The sequence below is a fragment of the Priestia sp. TRM10 genome (genome assembly GCF_057808375.1).
In genome coordinates, this window is the sequence record NZ_JBJZOT010000007.1 from 145,858 (window position 1) to 165,639 (window position 19,782).

18 protein-coding genes are annotated in these 19,782 nt (G+C 38.0%); 16 read left to right on the forward strand and 2 right to left on the reverse strand.

Annotated elements, in window-relative coordinates; genetic code table 11:
* Positions 1–24: 24 nt before the first annotated feature.
* The 10 genes from argJ (at position 25) to clpB (ending at position 13,302) form a co-directional block, all read left to right on the forward strand.
* Positions 25–1,257 (forward strand): bifunctional ornithine acetyltransferase/N-acetylglutamate synthase, encoded by a 1,233-nt coding sequence (gene argJ / locus ACK3CR_RS05900; protein WP_488975045.1) that lies wholly within the window; start codon positions 25–27, stop codon positions 1,255–1,257.
* Positions 1,220–2,062 carry an acetylglutamate kinase gene (gene argB / locus ACK3CR_RS05905; RefSeq protein WP_243514484.1) on the forward strand — a complete coding sequence of 281 codons (843 nt, stop codon included), beginning with the start codon at positions 1,220–1,222 and terminating at the stop codon, positions 2,060–2,062. Before argJ ends, argB begins: the two co-directional genes overlap by 38 nt.
* Complete coding sequence (gene argD, locus ACK3CR_RS05910; protein WP_488975046.1) at positions 2,037–3,197, forward strand: acetylornithine transaminase; 1,161 nt, start codon at positions 2,037–2,039, stop codon at positions 3,195–3,197. The genes argB and argD overlap by 26 nt, the downstream gene beginning before the upstream one ends.
* Before the next feature lie 105 nt (positions 3,198–3,302).
* A complete protein-coding gene (locus tag ACK3CR_RS05915) occupies positions 3,303–4,373 on the forward strand; it encodes a carbamoyl phosphate synthase small subunit (protein WP_243514478.1) in 1,071 nt (356 codons plus the stop codon).
* A complete protein-coding gene (gene carB, locus ACK3CR_RS05920; protein ID WP_488975048.1) occupies positions 4,366–7,482 on the forward strand; it encodes a carbamoyl-phosphate synthase (glutamine-hydrolyzing) large subunit in 3,117 nt (1,038 codons plus the stop codon). The genes ACK3CR_RS05915 and carB overlap by 8 nt, the downstream gene beginning before the upstream one ends.
* Positions 7,482–8,435 (forward strand): ornithine carbamoyltransferase, encoded by a 954-nt coding sequence (gene argF, locus ACK3CR_RS05925; protein ID WP_243514473.1) that lies wholly within the window; start codon positions 7,482–7,484, stop codon positions 8,433–8,435. Before carB ends, argF begins: the two co-directional genes overlap by 1 nt.
* Positions 8,436–8,560: 125 nt before the next feature.
* Complete coding sequence (locus ACK3CR_RS05930) at positions 8,561–9,211, forward strand: SDR family oxidoreductase (protein ID WP_488975049.1); 651 nt, start codon at positions 8,561–8,563, stop codon at positions 9,209–9,211.
* Positions 9,212–9,318: 107 nt separating this feature from the next.
* On the forward strand, positions 9,319–9,498 hold the full coding sequence (locus ACK3CR_RS05935) for a YjzC family protein (protein WP_019393850.1): 180 nt from the start codon (positions 9,319–9,321) through the stop codon (positions 9,496–9,498).
* An 80-nt stretch (positions 9,499–9,578) separates the two neighbouring features.
* Complete coding sequence (cobT, locus tag ACK3CR_RS05940) at positions 9,579–10,619, forward strand: nicotinate-nucleotide--dimethylbenzimidazole phosphoribosyltransferase (RefSeq protein ID WP_488975050.1); 1,041 nt, start codon at positions 9,579–9,581, stop codon at positions 10,617–10,619.
* Positions 10,620–10,707: 88 nt separating this feature from the next.
* Positions 10,708–13,302: an ATP-dependent chaperone ClpB gene (gene clpB, locus ACK3CR_RS05945; protein ID WP_243514461.1), complete on the forward strand. Its 2,595-nt coding sequence runs from the start codon at positions 10,708–10,710 to the stop codon at positions 13,300–13,302.
* Between the two features lie 24 nt (positions 13,303–13,326).
* Here clpB and ACK3CR_RS05950 read toward each other — a convergent pair whose 3' ends face one another.
* Complete coding sequence (locus tag ACK3CR_RS05950) at positions 13,327–13,530, reverse strand: YjzD family protein (RefSeq protein ID WP_019393847.1); 204 nt, start codon at positions 13,528–13,530, stop codon at positions 13,327–13,329.
* Between the two features lie 244 nt (positions 13,531–13,774).
* Between ACK3CR_RS05950 and ACK3CR_RS05955 the strand changes: the two genes are divergently transcribed.
* The 4 genes from ACK3CR_RS05955 (at position 13,775) to ACK3CR_RS05970 (ending at position 16,793) form a co-directional block, all read left to right on the forward strand.
* Positions 13,775–14,509, forward strand: coding sequence for an alpha/beta fold hydrolase (locus ACK3CR_RS05955; RefSeq protein ID WP_243514458.1), 735 nt, complete (start codon positions 13,775–13,777; stop codon positions 14,507–14,509).
* A 110-nt stretch (positions 14,510–14,619) separates the two neighbouring features.
* Positions 14,620–15,468 carry an NAD-dependent epimerase/dehydratase family protein gene (locus ACK3CR_RS05960; RefSeq protein WP_328123099.1) on the forward strand — a complete coding sequence of 283 codons (849 nt, stop codon included), beginning with the start codon at positions 14,620–14,622 and terminating at the stop codon, positions 15,466–15,468.
* Between the two features lie 113 nt (positions 15,469–15,581).
* The gene (locus tag ACK3CR_RS05965) at positions 15,582–16,538 is read left to right on the forward strand and encodes a BMP family ABC transporter substrate-binding protein (protein ID WP_328123098.1); all 957 of its coding nucleotides are present in this window, start codon (positions 15,582–15,584) and stop codon (positions 16,536–16,538) included.
* Between the two features lie 63 nt (positions 16,539–16,601).
* Positions 16,602–16,793 carry a ComZ family protein gene (locus ACK3CR_RS05970; RefSeq protein WP_019393843.1) on the forward strand — a complete coding sequence of 64 codons (192 nt, stop codon included), beginning with the start codon at positions 16,602–16,604 and terminating at the stop codon, positions 16,791–16,793.
* A 46-nt stretch (positions 16,794–16,839) separates the two neighbouring features.
* Here ACK3CR_RS05970 and ACK3CR_RS05975 read toward each other — a convergent pair whose 3' ends face one another.
* Complete coding sequence (locus tag ACK3CR_RS05975) at positions 16,840–17,103, reverse strand: hypothetical protein (RefSeq protein ID WP_243514443.1); 264 nt, start codon at positions 17,101–17,103, stop codon at positions 16,840–16,842.
* 338 nt (positions 17,104–17,441) lie between these two features.
* Here ACK3CR_RS05975 and ACK3CR_RS05980 point away from each other — a divergent pair, with 338 nt between their 5' ends.
* Together ACK3CR_RS05980 and fabF are read left to right on the forward strand one after the other, a co-directional pair.
* Positions 17,442–18,380: a beta-ketoacyl-ACP synthase III gene (locus ACK3CR_RS05980; protein ID WP_019393841.1), complete on the forward strand. Its 939-nt coding sequence runs from the start codon at positions 17,442–17,444 to the stop codon at positions 18,378–18,380.
* Between the two features lie 59 nt (positions 18,381–18,439).
* Positions 18,440–19,675 carry a beta-ketoacyl-ACP synthase II gene (gene fabF, locus ACK3CR_RS05985; RefSeq protein ID WP_019393840.1) on the forward strand — a complete coding sequence of 412 codons (1,236 nt, stop codon included), beginning with the start codon at positions 18,440–18,442 and terminating at the stop codon, positions 19,673–19,675.
* The last annotated feature ends 107 nt before the right edge of the window (positions 19,676–19,782 follow it).

Below are 19,782 nucleotides of genomic sequence, written 5' to 3' on the forward strand. Positions count from 1 at the left end.
GAAGGATTCAAGGAGGAGAAAACATTGCTACAAGTTCAGGTAGAACAGAAGATTTATAAATTAGAAGAGGGCTCGCTTTTATCTCCAAAAGGCTTTTCAGCCGGAGGTGTTCATGCAGGACTTCGTCACGCAAAGAAAGATGTTGGAGTTGTTGTAAGTGAGAAACCAGCAAGCTGCGCAGCTGTATATACACAAAATGTATTTCAAGCAGCTCCGTTAAAAGTAACGAGAGAAAGTATTGCAGAGGAACAGCTTTTACAAGCGATTATTGTTAATAGTGCTAATGCAAATGCTTGTACTGGTGAACAAGGATTGAAAGACGCGTATGAAATGAGACAGCTTACAGCACATAAGCTTTCTGTTCCAGAGCACTATGTAGCTGTTGCTTCAACAGGAGTAATCGGAGAAATGTTGCCGATGGAGAAGGTGCGAAACGGCATTCTTGATGTTACAACAAATCACGGAGTAAACGGAGCGGAAGATTTTCAAACGGCTATTCTAACAACAGATACAATAATGAAAAAGTCTTGTTATCAGTTTGAAATTGATGGGCAAACAGTGACAATCGGCGGAGCTGCAAAAGGATCAGGTATGATTCATCCAAATATGGCTACAATGCTTGGCTTTGTAACAACAGATGCAAACATTGATAGTAAATCTCTACAAGGTGCTCTTCGTTCGATTACAGACAACAGTTTTAATCAAATTACAGTTGATGGAGATACGTCAACAAACGATATGGTCCTTGTAATGGCAAATGGTATGGCGGGGAATGAAGCATTAACAACAGAACATAAAGAATGGTCAACATTCTATAACGCACTTCAGCTTGTTTGTGAAGATCTTGCTCGTCAGATTGCTAAAGATGGAGAAGGAGCAACAAAACTGATTGAAGTAAATGTTACAGGGGCAGCTACAAAAGAAGATGCAAACAAAGTGGCGAAATCTGTTATTGGTTCAAATCTTGTAAAGTCAGCTGTATTTGGATCTGATGCAAACTGGGGCCGAGTTCTTTGTGCAATAGGCTATTCTGGTGCAGACCTTAACCCTGAAACTGTTCATATTGCACTTGGACCAATTACAATGCTCGAAAACAGTACACCACAACCTTTTGATGAGGAAGAAGCAACAAAATACCTTGAGAATTCTACTGTTGTCATTCATGTGAATCTCCATAATGGAGAAGAAACTGGAAAAGCATGGGGGTGTGACTTAACGTATGACTATGTCAAAATCAATGCTAGCTACAGAACGTGAAGAAAAATCAGTTGTTGTTATAAAATGTGGAGGAAGCATCATTAATGAACTAACAGACGATTTTTTTCAAAGTCTTAGCGTTCTAAAACAAAATCATCATGTTGTAATTGTTCATGGTGGGGGACCTGATATTGCCGAGACTTTGAACGGATTAAATATTCAAACTGAATTTGTAGAAGGTCTTAGAAAAACGTCTGACGAGGTACTTAACGTTGTGCAAATGGTTCTCGGAGGAAAAGTGAATAAAACGTTTGTTACAAAACTGTTTAAAAATAAAATCAAAGCAGTCGGTCTTTCTGGATGCGATGGAGCTATTCTACAGGCACAGCAAATTCAAGACGGAAAACTAGGATTTGTAGGAGAAGTTAGTCATGTTGAGAGCAACCTCCTTTATAGTCTTCTAGAGCAGGGATATGTTCCTGTTATCTCATCAATCGGAATGGATGAGAATGGTCAGCTTTTAAATATAAATGCAGATGTTGCAGCAGGAGCTGTTGCAAAAGGATTGAAAGCAGAGCGATTGCTTTTTATTACAGATGTAAAAGGTGTTTTAAAAGATGGAGAATTGCTAGAAACGTTAACAGTAAAAGAGGTTGAAAGACTTATCGATGAACAAGTGATTACAGGAGGAATGATTCCGAAAGTAAAAACAGCTGTAAGTGCTTTGTCATCATCATTAGACAATGTTTATATTGCAAGTGGCACATCTTCATTTTGTAATGAGCAAGGATTAATCGGAACATCTATAAAATATGACACAAAAAGTAAGGAGTGTAATGATGAGCGCGTTGTTTCCAACATATAATCGATTAGAGCTTGAAATTGCACATGGAGAAGGAACAAAAGTAACTGATACAAATGGAAAAACATATCTTGACTTTATATCTGGAATTGCTGTTTGTAACTTAGGCCATCGCCCACCTTCTGTGCAAAAAGCGATCGAAGAGCAACTCGAAAAAGTTTGGCACGTTTCCAACCTTTTTCCGGTTTCTCTTCAAGAGGAAGTAGGAGAGCAGCTTGTTGCGCATAGCTGCTGCGATGCTGCTTTTTTCTGTAACAGTGGAGCAGAAGCAAATGAAGCTGCAATTAAGCTAGCACGAAAGTATACTGGACGAACAAAAGTGATTACGTTCAAGCAATCATTTCACGGTCGAACATTTGCCACAATGAGTGCAACAGGGCAAGGGAAAATTCAAGAAGGATTTGGCCCTCTTTTACAAGAATTTGTTTACCTTCCTTATAACGATAGCGAAGCTTTAGCAAGTGAGATCAATGAGAATGTTGCAGCTGTTATGCTAGAAGTTGTTCAAGGAGAGGGAGGCGTACATGCTGCAAATGCTGAGTTTTTACAGAATGTACAAAAGCTTTGCAAAGAGAACGGATCACTTTTTATTGTTGATGAAGTGCAAACAGGTATCGGAAGAACTGGAAAACCATTTGCTTATCAGCATTATGACATCGAACCAGATGTAATTACAATTGCAAAAGGACTTGGAAATGGGTTTCCCGTAGGGGCGATGCTTGGAAAAGGATTCCTCCGTGATACTTTTTCCGCTGGTTCACATGGTACAACATTTGGGGGAAATCCACTGGCAATGGCAGCTGCAAAAGCTGTCTTGGCTGAGATTTTTGATGAGAGTTTCTTAATAGAAGTTAATAAAAAAGTAGATTATTTTACAGAAAAATTAGCTGAGAAGCTTCAACATATTGAAGAAATTTGCGAAGTGAGAGGAAAAGGGTTTCTAATTGGAATTGAAACTTCTGTGAATCAAGGAGAGCTTTTAACAAAGCTTCGTGAAAGTGGATTATTAGTTCTACCTGCAGGACCACAGGTTTTAAGACTTCTTCCACCACTAACTGTCACAAAAGAAGAACTAGACGAAGCCATTGAAAAGCTAGAAAAAGTATTTACTGAGATGACTACGACAGTAATACAGTAATGAAAAGAGTAAAAGGTTTGATTGTTCTTTACATCAGACCTTCTTTTTAGAATAAGATTGTATAAAAATACTTAAAAAGAAATAATTATTCGTGAGAGGTGCATTATGAAGGGCTATCTTCATTTAGAAAACGGAGAAACATTTACTGGAGAGCTAGCTAAAACATCAGCAAAGCAAAATGTAGGAGGCGAAATTGTCTTCTTCACCGGAATGACGGGCTATCAGGAAGTATTAACAGATCCTTCTTACAAAGATCAAATTATTGTGTTCACATATCCGCTTATTGGCAATTATGGAATCAACAAAGAAGATTTTGAAAGTAAGAAGCCTCACGTGTCTGCTGTTGTTGTATATGAAAGCAAAACGAGTAAACACCATTATGAAGCTAATTACTCATTAGAGGAATATTTGAAAAAATGGGATATTCCACTCATTAAACATGTTGATACAAGAGCGGTTGTGAAGAGAATTCGTAAACAAGGAACAATGGGAGCAACGATTGCAACAGAAGCAGCTGTTGTGAACCCGTTAAAAGAAGGAAAGCAAATTCAAGCTGTATCTGTTGAACAGTTCGAAACAATCGGGGAAGGAAAGCGACACGTCGTGTTGATGGACTTTGGTTTTAAAAAATCTATTTTGGATTCTCTTCTTGAGAAAGATTGCAAAGTAACGATTGCTCCGTACAATACAACAAAAGAGCAAATTGAAGCCCTCAAGCCAGATGGAGTTGTGCTTTCTAATGGACCAGGAGATCCTGTTCAAATGAAGCCACAGCTTTCACACTTAAAAGAAATCGTATCATCATATCCAACCCTCGGCATTTGTATGGGTCATCAGCTTATCGGATTGACTTTTGGTGCACTAACTAAAAAACTTGCATTTGGTCATCGTGGAGCAAATCAGCCTGTAATTGATTTGAAAACAAAGCGCGTTGTTATGACATCTCAAAATCATAGCTATGTTGTTGATGAACAAAGTCTAGAAAATACAGAACTACAAGTTCGCTTTAAAAATGTGAATGACAAATCGGTTGAAGGATTAGCACATAAAGAGTTACCTGTCATTTCTGTACAATATCATCCAGAAGCACATCCAGGACCAAGTGAAAGTAACTACATTTTTGATGAATTTTTAACACTTATGAAAGAAGCAGGGAGAGAGAAAGCATATGCCTAAAGACACAACATTATCCACAATACTAGTCATCGGTTCTGGTCCGATTGTAATTGGGCAAGCAGCGGAATTTGATTATTCAGGGGCTCAAGCTTGCTTATCTCTAAAAGAAGAAGGATACAGAGTTATTCTTTTGAATAACAATCCAGCTACAATTATGACCGATAACCATATTGCAGATAAAGTATATTTTGAGCCTTTAACAGTAAGCTCTGTTGAGAAAATTATTGAAAAAGAAAAGCCAGAAGGTCTTCTTGCTACACTCGGAGGACAAACAGGACTAAACTTAGCACTGAACCTTGATGAACAAGGAATTCCAGAGAAGTACGGAGTACGCCTCCTTGGAACGCCTATTGAATCTATTCAAAAAGGAGAGAGTCGTGAGAAATTCCGTACTCTGATGAAAGAGTTAAATGAGCCTGTTCCTGAAAGTGAAATCGTAACAACGGTTGAAGAAGCAGTGGCGTTTTCTAAGAAAATTGACTTTCCTCTCATTGTAAGACCAGCTTATACGCTTGGAGGAACAGGAGGCGGAATTGCTCATACCCTTCAAGATCTCAAAACACTAACAGAAAGTGGACTTCGTGAAAGTGCTATTTCGCAGTGTTTAATAGAGAAAAGTATTGCAGGGTTTAAAGAAGTGGAATATGAGGTTATGCGTGATTACAAAAATACGTGTATTACGGTTTGTAATATGGAAAATATTGATCCTGTTGGAGTTCATACAGGTGATTCTGTTGTTGTTGCTCCGTCTCAAACGCTCACAGATGTTGAATATCAAATGCTTCGTTCTGCATCAATTAAAATCATCTCGGCACTTGGGATTGTAGGAGGCTGCAATATTCAGTTTGCGCTTGATCCAAACAGCAAGCAGTACTACCTCATTGAGGTAAACCCAAGGGTGAGCCGCTCTTCAGCACTTGCTTCAAAAGCAACAGGATATCCAATTGCCAAAATTGCAGCAAAACTTTCTGTTGGTTACAGCTTAGATGAAATCTTAAATCCTGTAACAGGAACAACATATGCAAGCTTTGAACCTGCTCTTGATTATGTAGTAACAAAAATACCTCGCTTTCCATTTGATAAATTTATGGAAGCAGACCGTTCACTTGGAACACAAATGAAAGCAACAGGAGAAGTAATGGCAATTGACCGCAATTTTGAGCGAAGCTTCCAAAAGGCCCTTTACTCACTCGAAATGGATAACGATGGAATGGTTCTCCCGTCTCTCACAAATAAAAGTGAAGACGAGCTTGTTGAGCTTATCTTAGCTCAAACAGATGAGCGCCTATTTGGGATTATTGAACTATTACGTCGCGGTTTTGATGGCAAGAGAATTCATGAATTAACAAAAATAGATTTGTTTTTCATTGATCACTTCCACCATCTTGTTCAGCTGGAGAAACAGCTTACAGAAACAACACTGGAAAAAGTTGAAGAAGACTTGTTTAAACTTGCAAAAGAAAAAGGATTTTCAGATGCAATGCTTGCCCACGTGTGGGATACAACAGAATCTATCGTGCGAGCAGAACGTAAGGAAAAAGGAATCATACCAAGCTACAAAATGGTCGATACGTGTGCAGCAGAGTTTGCTTCTGAAACAGCCTATTATTATTCAAGCTATTTTGGCGAAACAGAAACGATCCCTTCTTCAAAGAAAAAAATTGCTATCATTGGTTCAGGTCCTATCCGTATTGGTCAAGGAGTTGAATTTGACTATAGCTCTGTTCACGGGGTATTGGCACTTGAAAAAGCAGGATATGAAACGATTTTAATTAACAATAACCCAGAGACAGTAAGTACAGACTTTGAACTTGCTGATCGCTTATACTTTGAACCATTGACTGTTGAAGATGTATTAAACGTGCTAGAAGCAGAAGGTACGATGGATGTTATCGTTCAATATGGTGGTCAGACAGCTATTTCACTTGTTGATGGGTTAACAGAAGCTGGCGTTTCTATTCTTGGTGTTGGTAAAGGAGTGATTGATGCACTCGAAGATCGTGACCAGTTTTATAAGCTTCTTCAAAAACTAGATATTCCACATATTCAAGGGGAAATGGCGGCAAATGAAGCAGAGCTTGTTCACAAGGCAAAGCATATTGGATTCCCTGTTCTGATTCGCCCATCTTTTGTAATTGGCGGAAGAGGAATGATGACAATCTATAATGAAGCAGAGCTTGAAAAGTGTCTGGCTAAAGTTCATCCAACACATTATCCAATTTTAATCGATCGTTATTTGAAAACAACAGAAGTTGAAATTGATGCAGTATGTGATGGAGAAAACGTCGTGATTCCAACAATTGTGGAACATGTTGAAAAAGCAGGTGTTCACTCTGGTGATAGCTATGCATGGTTGCCAGCTCAAAGTTTATCAGAAAAAGAAAAAGCATACATTGTAGATTACGCAGAGAAAATTTCAAAAGAAGTCGGTTATAAGGGGATTATGAATATTCAGTATATTGTGCAAGATGGAACTGTTTATGTATTGGAAGTAAATCCACGAGCAAGTCGAACAGTACCACTTGTAAGTAAAGTCACAGGTGTTTCCCTTATCTCACTTTCAACAGATGTATTGCTCGGGAAATTATTGACGGATCTTTGTGAAGAAACAGGATTATTGTCCGATATTCCATATAAAGTGTTAAAATTCCCTGTCTTTTCGACAACGAAAATTTCTGGCGTTGATCCGCATGTTGGACCTGAAATGAAGTCAACAGGTGAAGGAGTTGCTATCGCAGCTACTACAGAAGAAGCAGCATATAAAGTGTTTAAAAGCTATCTTGAGACTCATGATAAGGGTACAGAAATTTATGTAGACAGCAGTGATATTCCAGAGCTTCTTACTCAAAAAGCGAAAGAAGCAGGTGTAAAGATTGTAACAGAAGGCGCTATAGAAGATTGGGCTAAAGGAGAGTCTGCTCTATTATTTTTAAGCTTAAAAGATGTTTCAGAAGGAAAAGAGAATCGTCTAAAAGCTTTAAAACATGGCTTGTTTGTTATGAACGAGTTAGAGACGTGCTTTGTCTTTTTACAAGGATATAGTCACCAAAACTATACAGTGCAGTCGCTTCAAGAATGGCAAAATGAGAGAGAAGAGGTTGGTGCATAATGAATTCTTTACAAGCAAACGAAGTAAATGTAAAAGGAAAAAGCTTATTAACATTACTTGACTGGTCAAAGGAAGAAATTGAAGCAGTCTTACAAAAAGGGATCGAGCTCAAAAAAGAGCGTAAAGAAGGAAAGCTGAATACATCTCTTAATGGTCAAACCCTTGGTCTTATTTTTGAAAAGTCTTCAACACGCACAAGAGTATCGTTTGAAGCTGGAATGATGCAGCTTGGTGGAAATGCGCTCTATCTAAATGGGCAAGATTTACAAATTGGCAGAGGAGAAAGCATCCACGATACAGCTAAAGTACTCTCTGAATTCATTGATGCTATTATGATTAGAACGTTTGAACACAGCAAGGTAGAAGAACTTGCAAAGTACGGTTCAATTCCTGTGATTAACGGTCTTACAGACGAGTTTCATCCATGCCAAGCTCTTGCTGATTTGATGACGATTTATGAAGAAAAAGGTACATTGAAGGGGTTAAAAGTAGCTTATATTGGGGATGGGAATAACGTAGCTCATTCTTTAATGATTGCATGTGCCAAAGTAGGGGCTCATTTTTCAATTGCTTGTCCGAAAGGCTATGAGCCTAAAGAATGGATTGTAAACGAAGCACGAAAAATTGCTGAACAACAAGGCGCAAACATCACTATTGTAGAAAATCCTGTTGAAGCTGTCCAAGATTCAGATGCAGTTTACACAGATGTATGGACAAGTATGGGGCAAGAAGCTGAAAATGATATTCGTTTGAAAGCTTTTTCAAACTATCAAGTAAACGATGAGCTTGTGAAGCATGCTAAAGATGATTACTTGTTCCTTCATTGTCTTCCTGCACATCGTGAAGAAGAAGTAACAGCTTCAGTAATTGATGGAGAAAATTCTTATGTTTTTCAGCAAGCTGGAAATAGAATGCACGTTCAAAAAGCTTTGTTACAGCTTATTCTTGGCTAAAAAGAATTTCAAGCAGCACACTTTAAAGTGTGCTGCTTTTTTGTTTAAGGATAGAAAGAGTCGGGAACTTCAACACTAGAAAGAAGGACAAATTCATTTTGTGGGTAGAGAGGATGGAAAGGTCAATGAATGTACTTATTGTTGGAGCAAACGGTACTACAGGAAATATTCTTGTCGAAAAACTAGGAAAAAGCAGTGAACACAAAGCAGTTGCAATGGTTCGAAAAGAGGAACAAAAAGCCAAAATGGAGCAACTAGGAGCAGATGAGCTTGTGATTGCTGATCTTGAAAAAGATATAGAGCATGCTGTGAAAGGAATGGATGCCGTCATTTTTACAGCGGGATCAGGTTCAAAAACAGGTCCGGATAAGACATATGCTATTGATCAAGAGGGAGCGAAACAACTTATAGATCAAGCGGAAAAGCATGGAGTAAAACGTTTTGTTATGCTTAGTTCAATGGGAGCGGGAAATTCAGATGCTACATCAGACCAAAATATGAAGGTTTACCTTGAAGCAAAAGGCTCTGCTGATGAGCATCTACAGAAATCTAGTCTTTCTTATGTAATTGTACGTCCTGGACTACTTTCTAATGATGAGGAAAATGGCCGAATCGAAGCAAAAGAAAAAATTGAAGATATGAAAGACCGCTCCATTCCGAGAGCAGATGTTGCAAACGTGTTGATTGAATCTTTGACAAACGAATATGTAACAAATAAAACATTTGAGATTTTATCTGGTGAACGTCATATAGAGGAAGCGCTGGAAAACATGTAGAAAACGGCCGATATGGCCGTTTTTTCTATGGAAGTTTTTAATAGGTAGTAATGAAGCTTAGAAAGGGTATATTAAGAGGGCGGAAAAGCTTATAAGGAGGTTTTACAATGGGTCAAAATCGACACTTTACACCAGGACAAAAAGCTCCTAACAATGGCCGATATATTGAAATCGGTGAGACAGGAAGCAATGTAAATAATCCAAAGCAATTGAAGCTTAAAGCAGGCGATCGTTTCCCTGAAACGTCAAACGATGACCGTCACTGGACATATATGAGAAAACCATAACAGTTGGAGCTCGCTTTTATTTTTTAAAGCGAGCTCTGCCTTTTTCGTTTAAAATGGAAGTGAAAGGGGCACGTATAAATATGTTAAATAATACAGTAAAAAACATTACAGAAGTTGATGTACATAAAAGGGAAGAAGCGACCAAACGTGTAGACACGCTTATTAAGCCATTAAAAAGTTTAGGAAGACTTGAAGAGCTCTACATACAGCTTGCAAGCATTACTGGAACTCTACATCCAAAAGTAGATAAAAAAGTTGTTCTCGTAATGGCCGGAGATCATGGCGTGTTTTCAGAAGGAGTAACAGCTTTTCCTCAGTCTATTACGGCTTTACAGACAGAGCTTTTTACTAAAGGAGTTACAGGAGTTTGTGCTTTAGCAAGACAAGCTAGAGCAGAAGTTGTTGTAGCAGATGTAGGTATCGCAGCGGATATCAATCATCCACTTATTAGAAACCATAAAATTGCTTATGGAACAGGAAATATTAGAAGGGAAGCTGCGATGACAAGGCAGCAAGCAGTAGCGGCACTTGAGGTCGGTATTCTTCTTGCTAATGAACAAATTGAGCAAGGGAAAAACTTGCTTGGCACAGGAGAAATGGGGATTGCTAATACAACTCCAAGTTCCGCCATTGTATCTCTTTTTACAGGGAAAGATCCAGAGGAAGTAACAGGGGTAGGAGCAAACCTTTCAACAACAAAGTTGTCACATAAAGCACTTGTTATTAAAAAAGCAATTCAACGACATAAGCCTAATAAAAATGATGGGGTGGACGTTTTAGCGAAGATTGGCGGATTTGAGATTGGGGCAATGGCAGGAGTTATGTTAGCCGGTGCAGCGCGGAAAATTCCTGTTGTTGTGGATGGATTTATTTCAACATCAGCAGCCCTTATTGCCCATGCCATTGAACCTAAAGTTCTTCCTTATTTAATTCCTGCTCATTTATCAATGGAGCAAGGAGCAAAAGCAGCGGCCGAGTTTTTAGGATTTAAACCTTTGCTGGAACTAGGACTTTGTCTTGGAGAAGGAAGCGGTGCAGCTCTTTCTTTTAACATTATTGAAGCAGCAACATTTATGAATGAAGATATGATGACATTTGAAGAAGCAGGCATGAAAATCTAAGCATTCTAGTTGTTCTAAAAAGAAAAAATTTATATACTATTACTAAAGGTCAAAGAAAGTCAAATTAGTGAAATGGTGTGTGATTTAAATGGATATGAATTCAATGACAGGGAAAGTGCAGGAAGCCATTCAGCGTGCACAAAATCTTGTAATTGAAAAACAGCATCAACAAATTGATCTTATTCATATGCTATCGGCTCTTTTAGAAGACAGAGAGGGAATAGCACAGCGCATATTGGAAAAATTGAATATTTCAGTAACGGACTTTAGAATTGACGTTGAAAAAGCTGTTGAGCGGAAACCTGTTATAACAGGATCAGGAGCTCAAGGGGGGTCCATTTATATTACGAGCTCTTTTTCGGCTCTTTTACAACGAGCAGAAAAGAAAGCGGAAGCTTTTAAAGATGCCTACATTTCAGTAGAACATATTGTACTTTCATTAGCAGAAGACGAACAAAAAGAAATTAAAGACTTATTTTTAAAATATAACCTAACCGAAAAAGAAATTTTACAAGTTGTGAAAGCAATAAGAGGTGATTCACACGTGAATAGTCAAAATCCTGAAAGCACATATGAAGTGCTTGAGAAATATGGACGTGATCTTGTTCAAGAAGTACGCGAAGGGAAAGTTGATCCTGTCATTGGAAGAGATGCAGAAATTCGTCGTGTTATCCGGATTTTATCCCGAAAAACGAAAAACAACCCTGTGCTTATTGGAGAACCTGGAGTAGGGAAAACAGCGATTGTGGAAGGATTAGCGCAGAGAATTGTACGCAAGGATGTACCTGAGGGGCTTAAAGATAAAACGATCTTTTCCCTTGATCTTGGAGCGCTTGTTGCAGGGGCGAAGTTTAGAGGAGAGTTTGAGGAAAGATTAAAAGCTGTTCTTCAAGAAATTAAGAAAAGCGATGGTCGTATTTTACTTTTCATTGATGAGCTTCATACAATTGTTGGAGCTGGTAAAACAGAGGGTGCAATGGATGCTGGTAATCTCCTTAAACCCATGCTTGCTCGTGGTGAACTTCACTGTATTGGGGCGACAACCCTTGATGAGTATCGTCAATATATCGAAAAAGATGCTGCACTTGAACGAAGATTTCAACAAGTTCAAGTAGCAGAGCCAACTGTTGAAGATACGATTTCAATTTTACGTGGATTAAAAGAACGTTTTGAAATTCATCACGGAGTCAATATTCACGATAGAGCGCTTGTTGAAGCAGCAACGCTTTCAGATCGTTATATTTCAGACCGTTTTTTACCTGATAAAGCCATTGATTTAATTGATGAAGCATGTGCAACAATTCGAACAGAAATTGATTCAATGCCTGCTGAGCTTGATGAAGTGACCCGACGCATTATGCAGCTTGAAATTGAAAAGGCAGCTTTAAGTAAAGAAAAAGATAGCATAAGCCAAGAACGTCTCAGCATTCTTGAAAAAGAGCTAGCAGACTTAGAAGAATCATCTAAATCAATGCGTCTTCAATGGGAAAAGGAAAAGGGAGATATTGAGTCACTTCAAGAAGTGAGAGAGCGTCTTGAAAAAGCTCGCCGTGATCTAGAGGAAGCTGAAGGAGCTTACAATTTAGAAAAAGCAGCGGAGCTAAGACATGGCCAAATCCCTCAGCTTGAAAAAGAGCTAGCGTCTCTTGAAAAACAAATGAGTGAAAGAGAAGAACACAGCTTGCTCCGAGAGGAAGTAACGGAAGAAGAAATTGCCGAGATAGTAGGAAGATGGACAGGAATTCCAGTTGTCAAGCTTGTTGAAGGAGAAAGAGAGAAACTGCTTCGCTTAGAATCTATCCTAGAAGAGCGTGTAGTGGGACAAAGTGAAGCTATCGAACTTGTCACAGACGCCGTGCTACGTGCAAGAGCTGGTGTGAAAGACCCTAGTAAACCAATTGGTTCTTTTATCTTTTTAGGGCCAACAGGGGTAGGAAAAACAGAGCTTGCAAAAGCGCTTGCTCAAAGCTTGTTTGACAGTGAAGACCAAATGATTCGCATTGATATGTCAGAGTATATGGAAAAGCACGCTGTTTCTCGTTTAATCGGAGCTCCTCCTGGATATGTGGGATATGAAGAAGGTGGACAATTAACAGAAGCAGTGCGTCGTAAGCCTTATTCTGTTATTTTGCTTGATGAAATTGAAAAAGCTCATCCAGAAGTATTTAATGTTCTATTACAAATGCTTGATGATGGGCGTATAACAGATTCTCGCGGAAAAACCGTTGATTTTAAAAATACAGTAATTATTATGACATCAAATATTGGATCACATTATCTTCTAGAAGGATTAGAAGACGGTAAGCTGACAGAAAGCGCGCGTGGAAGCGTCATGAATGAGCTTCAAGCCCATTTTAGACCAGAGTTTTTAAATCGTATTGATGAAACAATTTTATTTAAGCCACTTACTGTACACGAAATTACAGGGATTGTAGATAAAATGTTAAAGGAGCTTAGCGAACGACTGCAAAATCGTCAAATTTCTGTTGAATTAACAGATGAAGCTAAGAAGTATGTAGCGAAAGAAGGATTTGATCCTGTGTACGGAGCAAGACCTCTCAAACGTTTTATTCAAAAGAATATTGAAACCAAAATTGCACGTGAAATTATTAAAGGAACCATTCAAGATAATGATCATATCGTTCTCGATATGCAAGACGGCGAATTTTTCATTACAAAATAAAAAGCAGAGGATTAATCCTCTGCTTTATTCTTTACCAAGTTCTACTTTTCTTTTTTCTTCTTCACCAGTGCCAAGGGCTTCTCCTAGGATAATAACTAGTACTGTTACAGCAACAGATAAAATAGAAGCAACGGTAAAATTATATGTACCACCTTGCATCGAATTTACAACATATGCTGTCATGTTTACTAATAAAAAGCTCCAAAATAAAGATACGATAACTCTCAATTCCTCACCTCATTCTTCCTGCTTTTGCTCCTATTGTACCACAGCCTTTAGAGGATTATCATTGCAAAGAAAAAAACTTTTTGAACATTTTAAAACAGATGAAAAAGAAAACAGATACTAAAAAAATGCAGAGACTAGGCGCTCTTCCCTATCATTTCTCTTGTTTTCTCATAGACTGTTCATAGCGAGAGAACATTTTGCTTTCTTGTTAAAGTTAGAGAGTAACTATTCGGGGGACAACATTATGAATTGCCGTTACTTTATGCTTGAAAATCAATGGAACGTTATTCATCTTCCTGAAAAGCCAAATGGATTTGGTATTTTAATTTTAGGAGACAGCAACCATTTTGTAGAAGGTTCAACTAGTTTATGGACTCAGCATAAGGGGAGAGAACGGCTGGTAGACTGCTTACTTGAAAAAGGATACACAGTGTTTTATTCAAACTTGTTTGGAGCGAATTGGGGAAGTATAAAAGCTTTTCGTTTAGCAAGACAGCTTTATCATCTTGTTATGCGTCAGGAGATTTTAAATCGGAAAGTCCATTTATTAGCAGAAGGGATGGGAGGGCTTCTTGCTCTTCAATTGATGGAAGAAATGTCTGAGGAGATTCGATCTGCTGCTTTTCTCAATCCTTGTTTAGATTTTGAGCTTTACTATAAGCAGGCTCAAAAACATCCTTTTTTCTTAAAGCGTCTTGAAAAAGAGTATCGTGAAGCACATAATCTAACACGTTCCACAACACGTGAGGCAATGGAAAATCATGTGCGGCTTGAATATTATCAAAACGAAGTGCCAGCCAAAATTTGGGCCGATGTACGAAATTCTTCTCCGTATTCTGTTGAGCATAGTAAGCAATATGAAAAATTGAAAGGTGAGCAAGGAGGAAATGTAGAAATTTCTTTTTACTTGCCTGAGAAACAGTATTTATTTTCAAAAGCGCTTTGTTCATTCTATAAGAGCTGGGAACAAGAACTATAAAAGTAAGAAGACCTTTTTTAAAAAGGTCTTCTTTTAGTGGAAATAAATCAGTATTGCAAAGCTTATTTCATGCATACGATACAGTATCATACTAGAGAAGGAGCCTTCATATGAAAAAGGTAGCTATTATTGGTGCAAATCGATTTTTAGGTTTTCATTTAACAAAAATCTTCTTAGAACAAGGTGCAGAAGTTTATGGATATATCCATGATGGTCATCCTGCAGAAGGAATTGTGCGAAAAGAAATGTCTTTTATGTATGGCCGTAATGCAAATTTTACAGAAGTAACAGACCTTTCTAGAATTTTTGAAGATCAAAATATTGAAGCAGTGTATTTTACGTACATAGATGGAGGAGATCTTTATAGACGTTCATTTTTAAGAGGTAAAATTGTTGAAGCTTATGATGCATTAAAACAGACTATTTCTTTTTGTAAACGCCAGCATATTCCACTTATTTTCCCATCATCTCTAGAGGTTTTCGGAGATCATCAGCGAACTGTTGAAAAAAGCACGCTTCCAGAACCGACAACAGCAGCTGGTAAGCTTTATTATGAGTTTGAAAAAAAGCTTCAACATCACTGTAACCAAAAAAATTGTTATATTGTGCGGTGTGCCACGCTTTATGGTCCATTACAGCCTATGTCAATGGTTTTTCAGCAATCTTTCCTTGGAAATCAAATCTCTAAAATTTCGGAAGACAAACGAGATCTATTATATGTAGAAGACGTTGCATTAGAACTTAGTGATGAGAGTAAGCTAAATAAATTGGATCCTCTTTCCCATTTTGTCTCAGGTCAAAAGAGACAATGGCAAAAAGCAGCGTCCTTAGTTGGAGTAAAAGGAGATAAAAATAGCCCTCATATCTCTTGTCAAGGCCATCATATTGCCTATACAAAAGTTGAAGAAGGAATTGAAAAACAGAGAAAGAGTACAGAGTTACTGTTTTTGGAAAAGTAATAAAACCTTTTATCTAATGGAGGAAATAGGTTTTTACAAAGGGTTATCAAAGTTGTAGAATATAGGAGAACTAAACATTTGACTCGGGGCAGTGAAAGGTGTAAATGAGAGAAATGAATAACAAGAAAAAAGGTTTAGGGCTTCTATGCCTTCTTTTTTTGCTTTTAACAGGGTGTGACAATAAGCCACATAAAATCGAAAAAGTGGGTTTGCTTATCCCAAGTACTGTGAATGATCAGGTATGGGGGACGAAAGGTTATACAGGACTTGTCGGTATTCAATCTGAGTTTGGTGTTGATATTTTTTATAAAGAAAAAATAGATTCAGAGAGTCTCATAGAAGAAGCGGTAGAAGAATTTCATAAAAGAGGCGTCAATTTAGTCTTTGGGCATGGTGATATTTATACGCCTGTCTTTAATAAGCTTGGAAAAAAGTATCCTGATATGCATTTTGTAGGGTTTAATGGAGATGCAAAAGCGGATAATGTAACAAGTTTGAATTTTAGTGCTTATGCTATGGGGTTTTTTGGTGGCATGGTAGCAGGAAAGATGACGGAGACAAATCAAGTAGGAATCATTGCAGCGTACGCATGGCAGCCAGAGGTAAAAGGGTTTGCTGATGGAGCTGCTTTTCAGAATAAGAAAGTAAATGTTGATATTCGCTATGTTCATAGCTGGGACGATGTGCAAGCAGCATCGCATATTCTTAACAATATGCTTCAAAAAAATGTTGATGTTGTCTATCCAGCAGGGGACGGTTATAATGTTCCACTTATTGAAGAATTGAAAGAAAGGAACCTTTATTCAATTGGATTTATCTCTGATCAGAGCCATTTTGGTGGAAATACGGTATTAACAAGTACTGTTCAGGATGTTGCTCACCTTTATGTTGTCGCAGCTGAGAAGTTTGATAAAGGCGAGTTGCAGTCAGGGAATGCTTACTTTGATTTCCAAGATGGAGTTGTTTCAATGGGGGAATTTAGTCAGAATATAGATGAGTCATTTCGAGAAAAAATACAGAGAGATATTGAAACTTATCAAAAGACAGGGAAGTTACCAAATGAAAAGTAGCGTTTCTTCTTTTTTTTCGTTAAGATAGAAACAGTAATGTTAAATAGAAAAGAGGAACATAAGATGGATGAAAAAGGTATGCAGTTCATGCAAATTGCAATGAAGTATCTTCCTGAGGCAAAGCAGCTCTTAGATGAAACAGGAGCAGAGCTTACTGCCGAACATCTTCAGCCGTTTATGTCATTGCTTACAAAAGTGATGAATGAAGCATATGAGCTTGGTAAACAAGATGCACTAAATTCTGAAGAAGCATAAAAAAAGCAGCTAAGAGTATACTCTTAGCTGTTTTTTCTTAGAACGTTTATTTGTTTAACCACTTTAGAAAAAGAGGAGAAATTTCTTTTAAAAGAGGCTTCACACGTTCTAAAGAAGCCATAATTTCAAACATTTGTTCAAAAAGTTCCATATTCCCATATTCTTCAAAATAATTTGTTTCTTCAGCGTCTGCTTTTTGTATTTCTTCGAATTCAAAATCTTGTTCTTCAGTCTCTTTTTTTTCTTCCTTTGTTGGTGCTCTATGACCGAACATAAGCTTAGAGAAATGGTCCATTTCACGATCTGCCAAACCTTTCCCCTCCCTTTGACTAAATTACCCAATCCTCAATTATTACTATATGATAGGAACTTAGAAAGGTTTAGGGCAAATAACTATAAATACTAAACTTTTTAAGAGAGTTGTATAGATTGAAGTGGACAAATACACTAAAATAATTTAAAATTAGTACCAAGTCATAATAATTGATATTAAATTACAGTGCTATTTTGCTCAGTTCAGTCTCATGGGGACGAGAACAAAGCGATTTTTTTATGTCTTAAAAGTTTTATTGTATAATAGAGAGCGTGTAAAAAATAAATGATAGTAAATGATAAATAACAGAGTTTTCTTTTAAAGGAGTTGCTCATATGAATGCAGGAATAATTGGAATGGGGCGCTATTTACCAGAAAAAATCCTCACAAACCATGATCTTGAAAAAATGGTGGATACATCTGATGAATGGATTCGCACAAGAACAGGAATTGAACAGCGTAGAATTGTAGCAGAAAATGAAAAAACATCGGATATGGCTTATCATGCTTCAGTAAGAGCTCTAGAGGACGCAGGTATCACAGCGGAAGAGCTTGATATGATTATTGTATCAACTGTAACGCCAGATCAGCCGTTTCCAACAGTTTCTTGTATGATTCAAGAGCGACTTGGTGCAACTCGTGCAGCAGCGTTAGATATTAGTGCTGCTTGTGCAGGGTTTATGTATGGTGTGATCACTGCAAAACAATTTATTGAAACAAATGCGTACAAAAATATTCTTGTTATCGGAGCTGAGACGCTTTCCTCTATTACTGATTGGAATGATCGTAATACGGCTGTTTTGTTTGGAGATGGAGCAGGGGCAGCTGTGATTGGACCAGTATCAGAAGGAAGAGGAATTTTATCTTTTGAGCTTGGAGCAGATGGAACAGGTGGAAAACACCTTTATCAAAAACAAAAAGATTTTATTTTTATGAACGGTAGAGAAGTATTCAAATTCGCTGTTCGTCAAATGGGAGAATCTGCAGTAAATGTAATTGAAAAAGCAGGTTTATCAAAAGAAGATGTGGACTTTTTAGTTCCACACCAAGCAAATATTCGCATTATGGAATCTGCTCGTCAGCGTCTTGATCTTCCTGAGGAGAAGATGTCTAAGACTGTGAACCTTTACGGAAATACATCAGCAGCTTCTATTCCTATTTCTCTTGTTGAAGAGCTAGAACAAGGGAAGATTAAAGATGATGATGTGTTAGTTATGGTTGGTTTTGGCGGCGGGTTAACATGGGGCGCGATCGCTATGCGTTGGGGAAGATAAGCTTTTTATAGAAAATTCTTTATTTTAAGGTTTGAAATGAAAGAAAAGGAGATGTCTACATGAAACGTCGTGTTGTTGTTACGGGTGTTGGGGCTTTAACACCACTAGGGAATGATGCTAAAACATCATGGGAAAATGCTATTAAAGGTGTATCAGGAATTGGAGAACTAACAAGAGTCGATAAAGAAGAGTTCTCTGCAAAAGTAGCGGCGGAAGTAAAAGACTTTGAAGTTGAAAAATATATGGATCGTCGTGAAGCTCGAAAGATGGATCGCTTTACTCAATATGCTGTTGCTGCTTCACTTATGGCTGTTGAAGATGCAAAGCTTGAAATTACAGAAGAGATTGCTCCAAACGTTGGAGTATGGATTGGTTCTGGTATCGGTGGAATGGAGACATTTGAAAACCAGTTCACAACATTAACAGAAAAAGGCGCGCGCCGTGTGAGTCCTTTCTTTGTACCAATGATGATTCCAGATATGGCAGCAGGCCAAGTATCAATTGCTCTTGGAGCGAAAGGATTTAACTCGTGTACTGTTACAGCTTGTGCTACAGGCACAAACTCTATTGGAGATGCATTCAAAGTTATTCAACGCGGTGATGCTGATGCGATGGTTACAGGAGGAACAGAAGCGCCAATTACACGAATGTCACTAGCTGGTTTCTGTGCAAACAAGGCTTTATCAACAAATCCAGACCCAAAAACAGCTTGCCGTCCATTTGATAGTGACCGCGATGGTTTTATCATGGGAGAAGGCGCTGGAATTCTTGTGCTAGAAGAGCTTGAGCATGCACTTGCTCGCGGTGCTCACATTTATGCTGAAATTGTTGGTTATGGTGCAACAGGAGATGCGCATCATATCACTGCTCCAGCTCCAGGCGGAGAAGGTGGAGCTCGCGCAATGCGTATGGCTCTTGAAAATGCAGGATTGAAACCTGAAGATATTGATTATATTAATGCACACGGTACAAGTACAGAGTATAACGATAAATATGAAACAATGGCAATTAAAGAAGTGTTTGGTGAACATGCTAAAAAACTTGCCATTAGCTCAACAAAATCAATGACAGGTCACTTACTTGGAGCTGCTGGTGGAATTGAAGCAATCTTTAGTGTGAAAACGATTGAAGATAGCATTATCCCACCAACAATTAACTATCAAACTCCTGATGAAGACTGTGATTTAGACTACGTACCAAATGAAGCTCGTTCTCAAGAAGTGAACGCAGTATTAAGTAACTCACTTGGTTTTGGTGGTCACAATGCAACTCTTATCTTTAAAAAATATCAATAAAGGCTAGACTTCAAAGTGCTCTTTCAACATTAAATGAAAGAGCGCTTTTTTGTGCATTTTCCTTTTCCCTGCATATGATGTCATAAAAGCATAAAGGAGACTTAAAA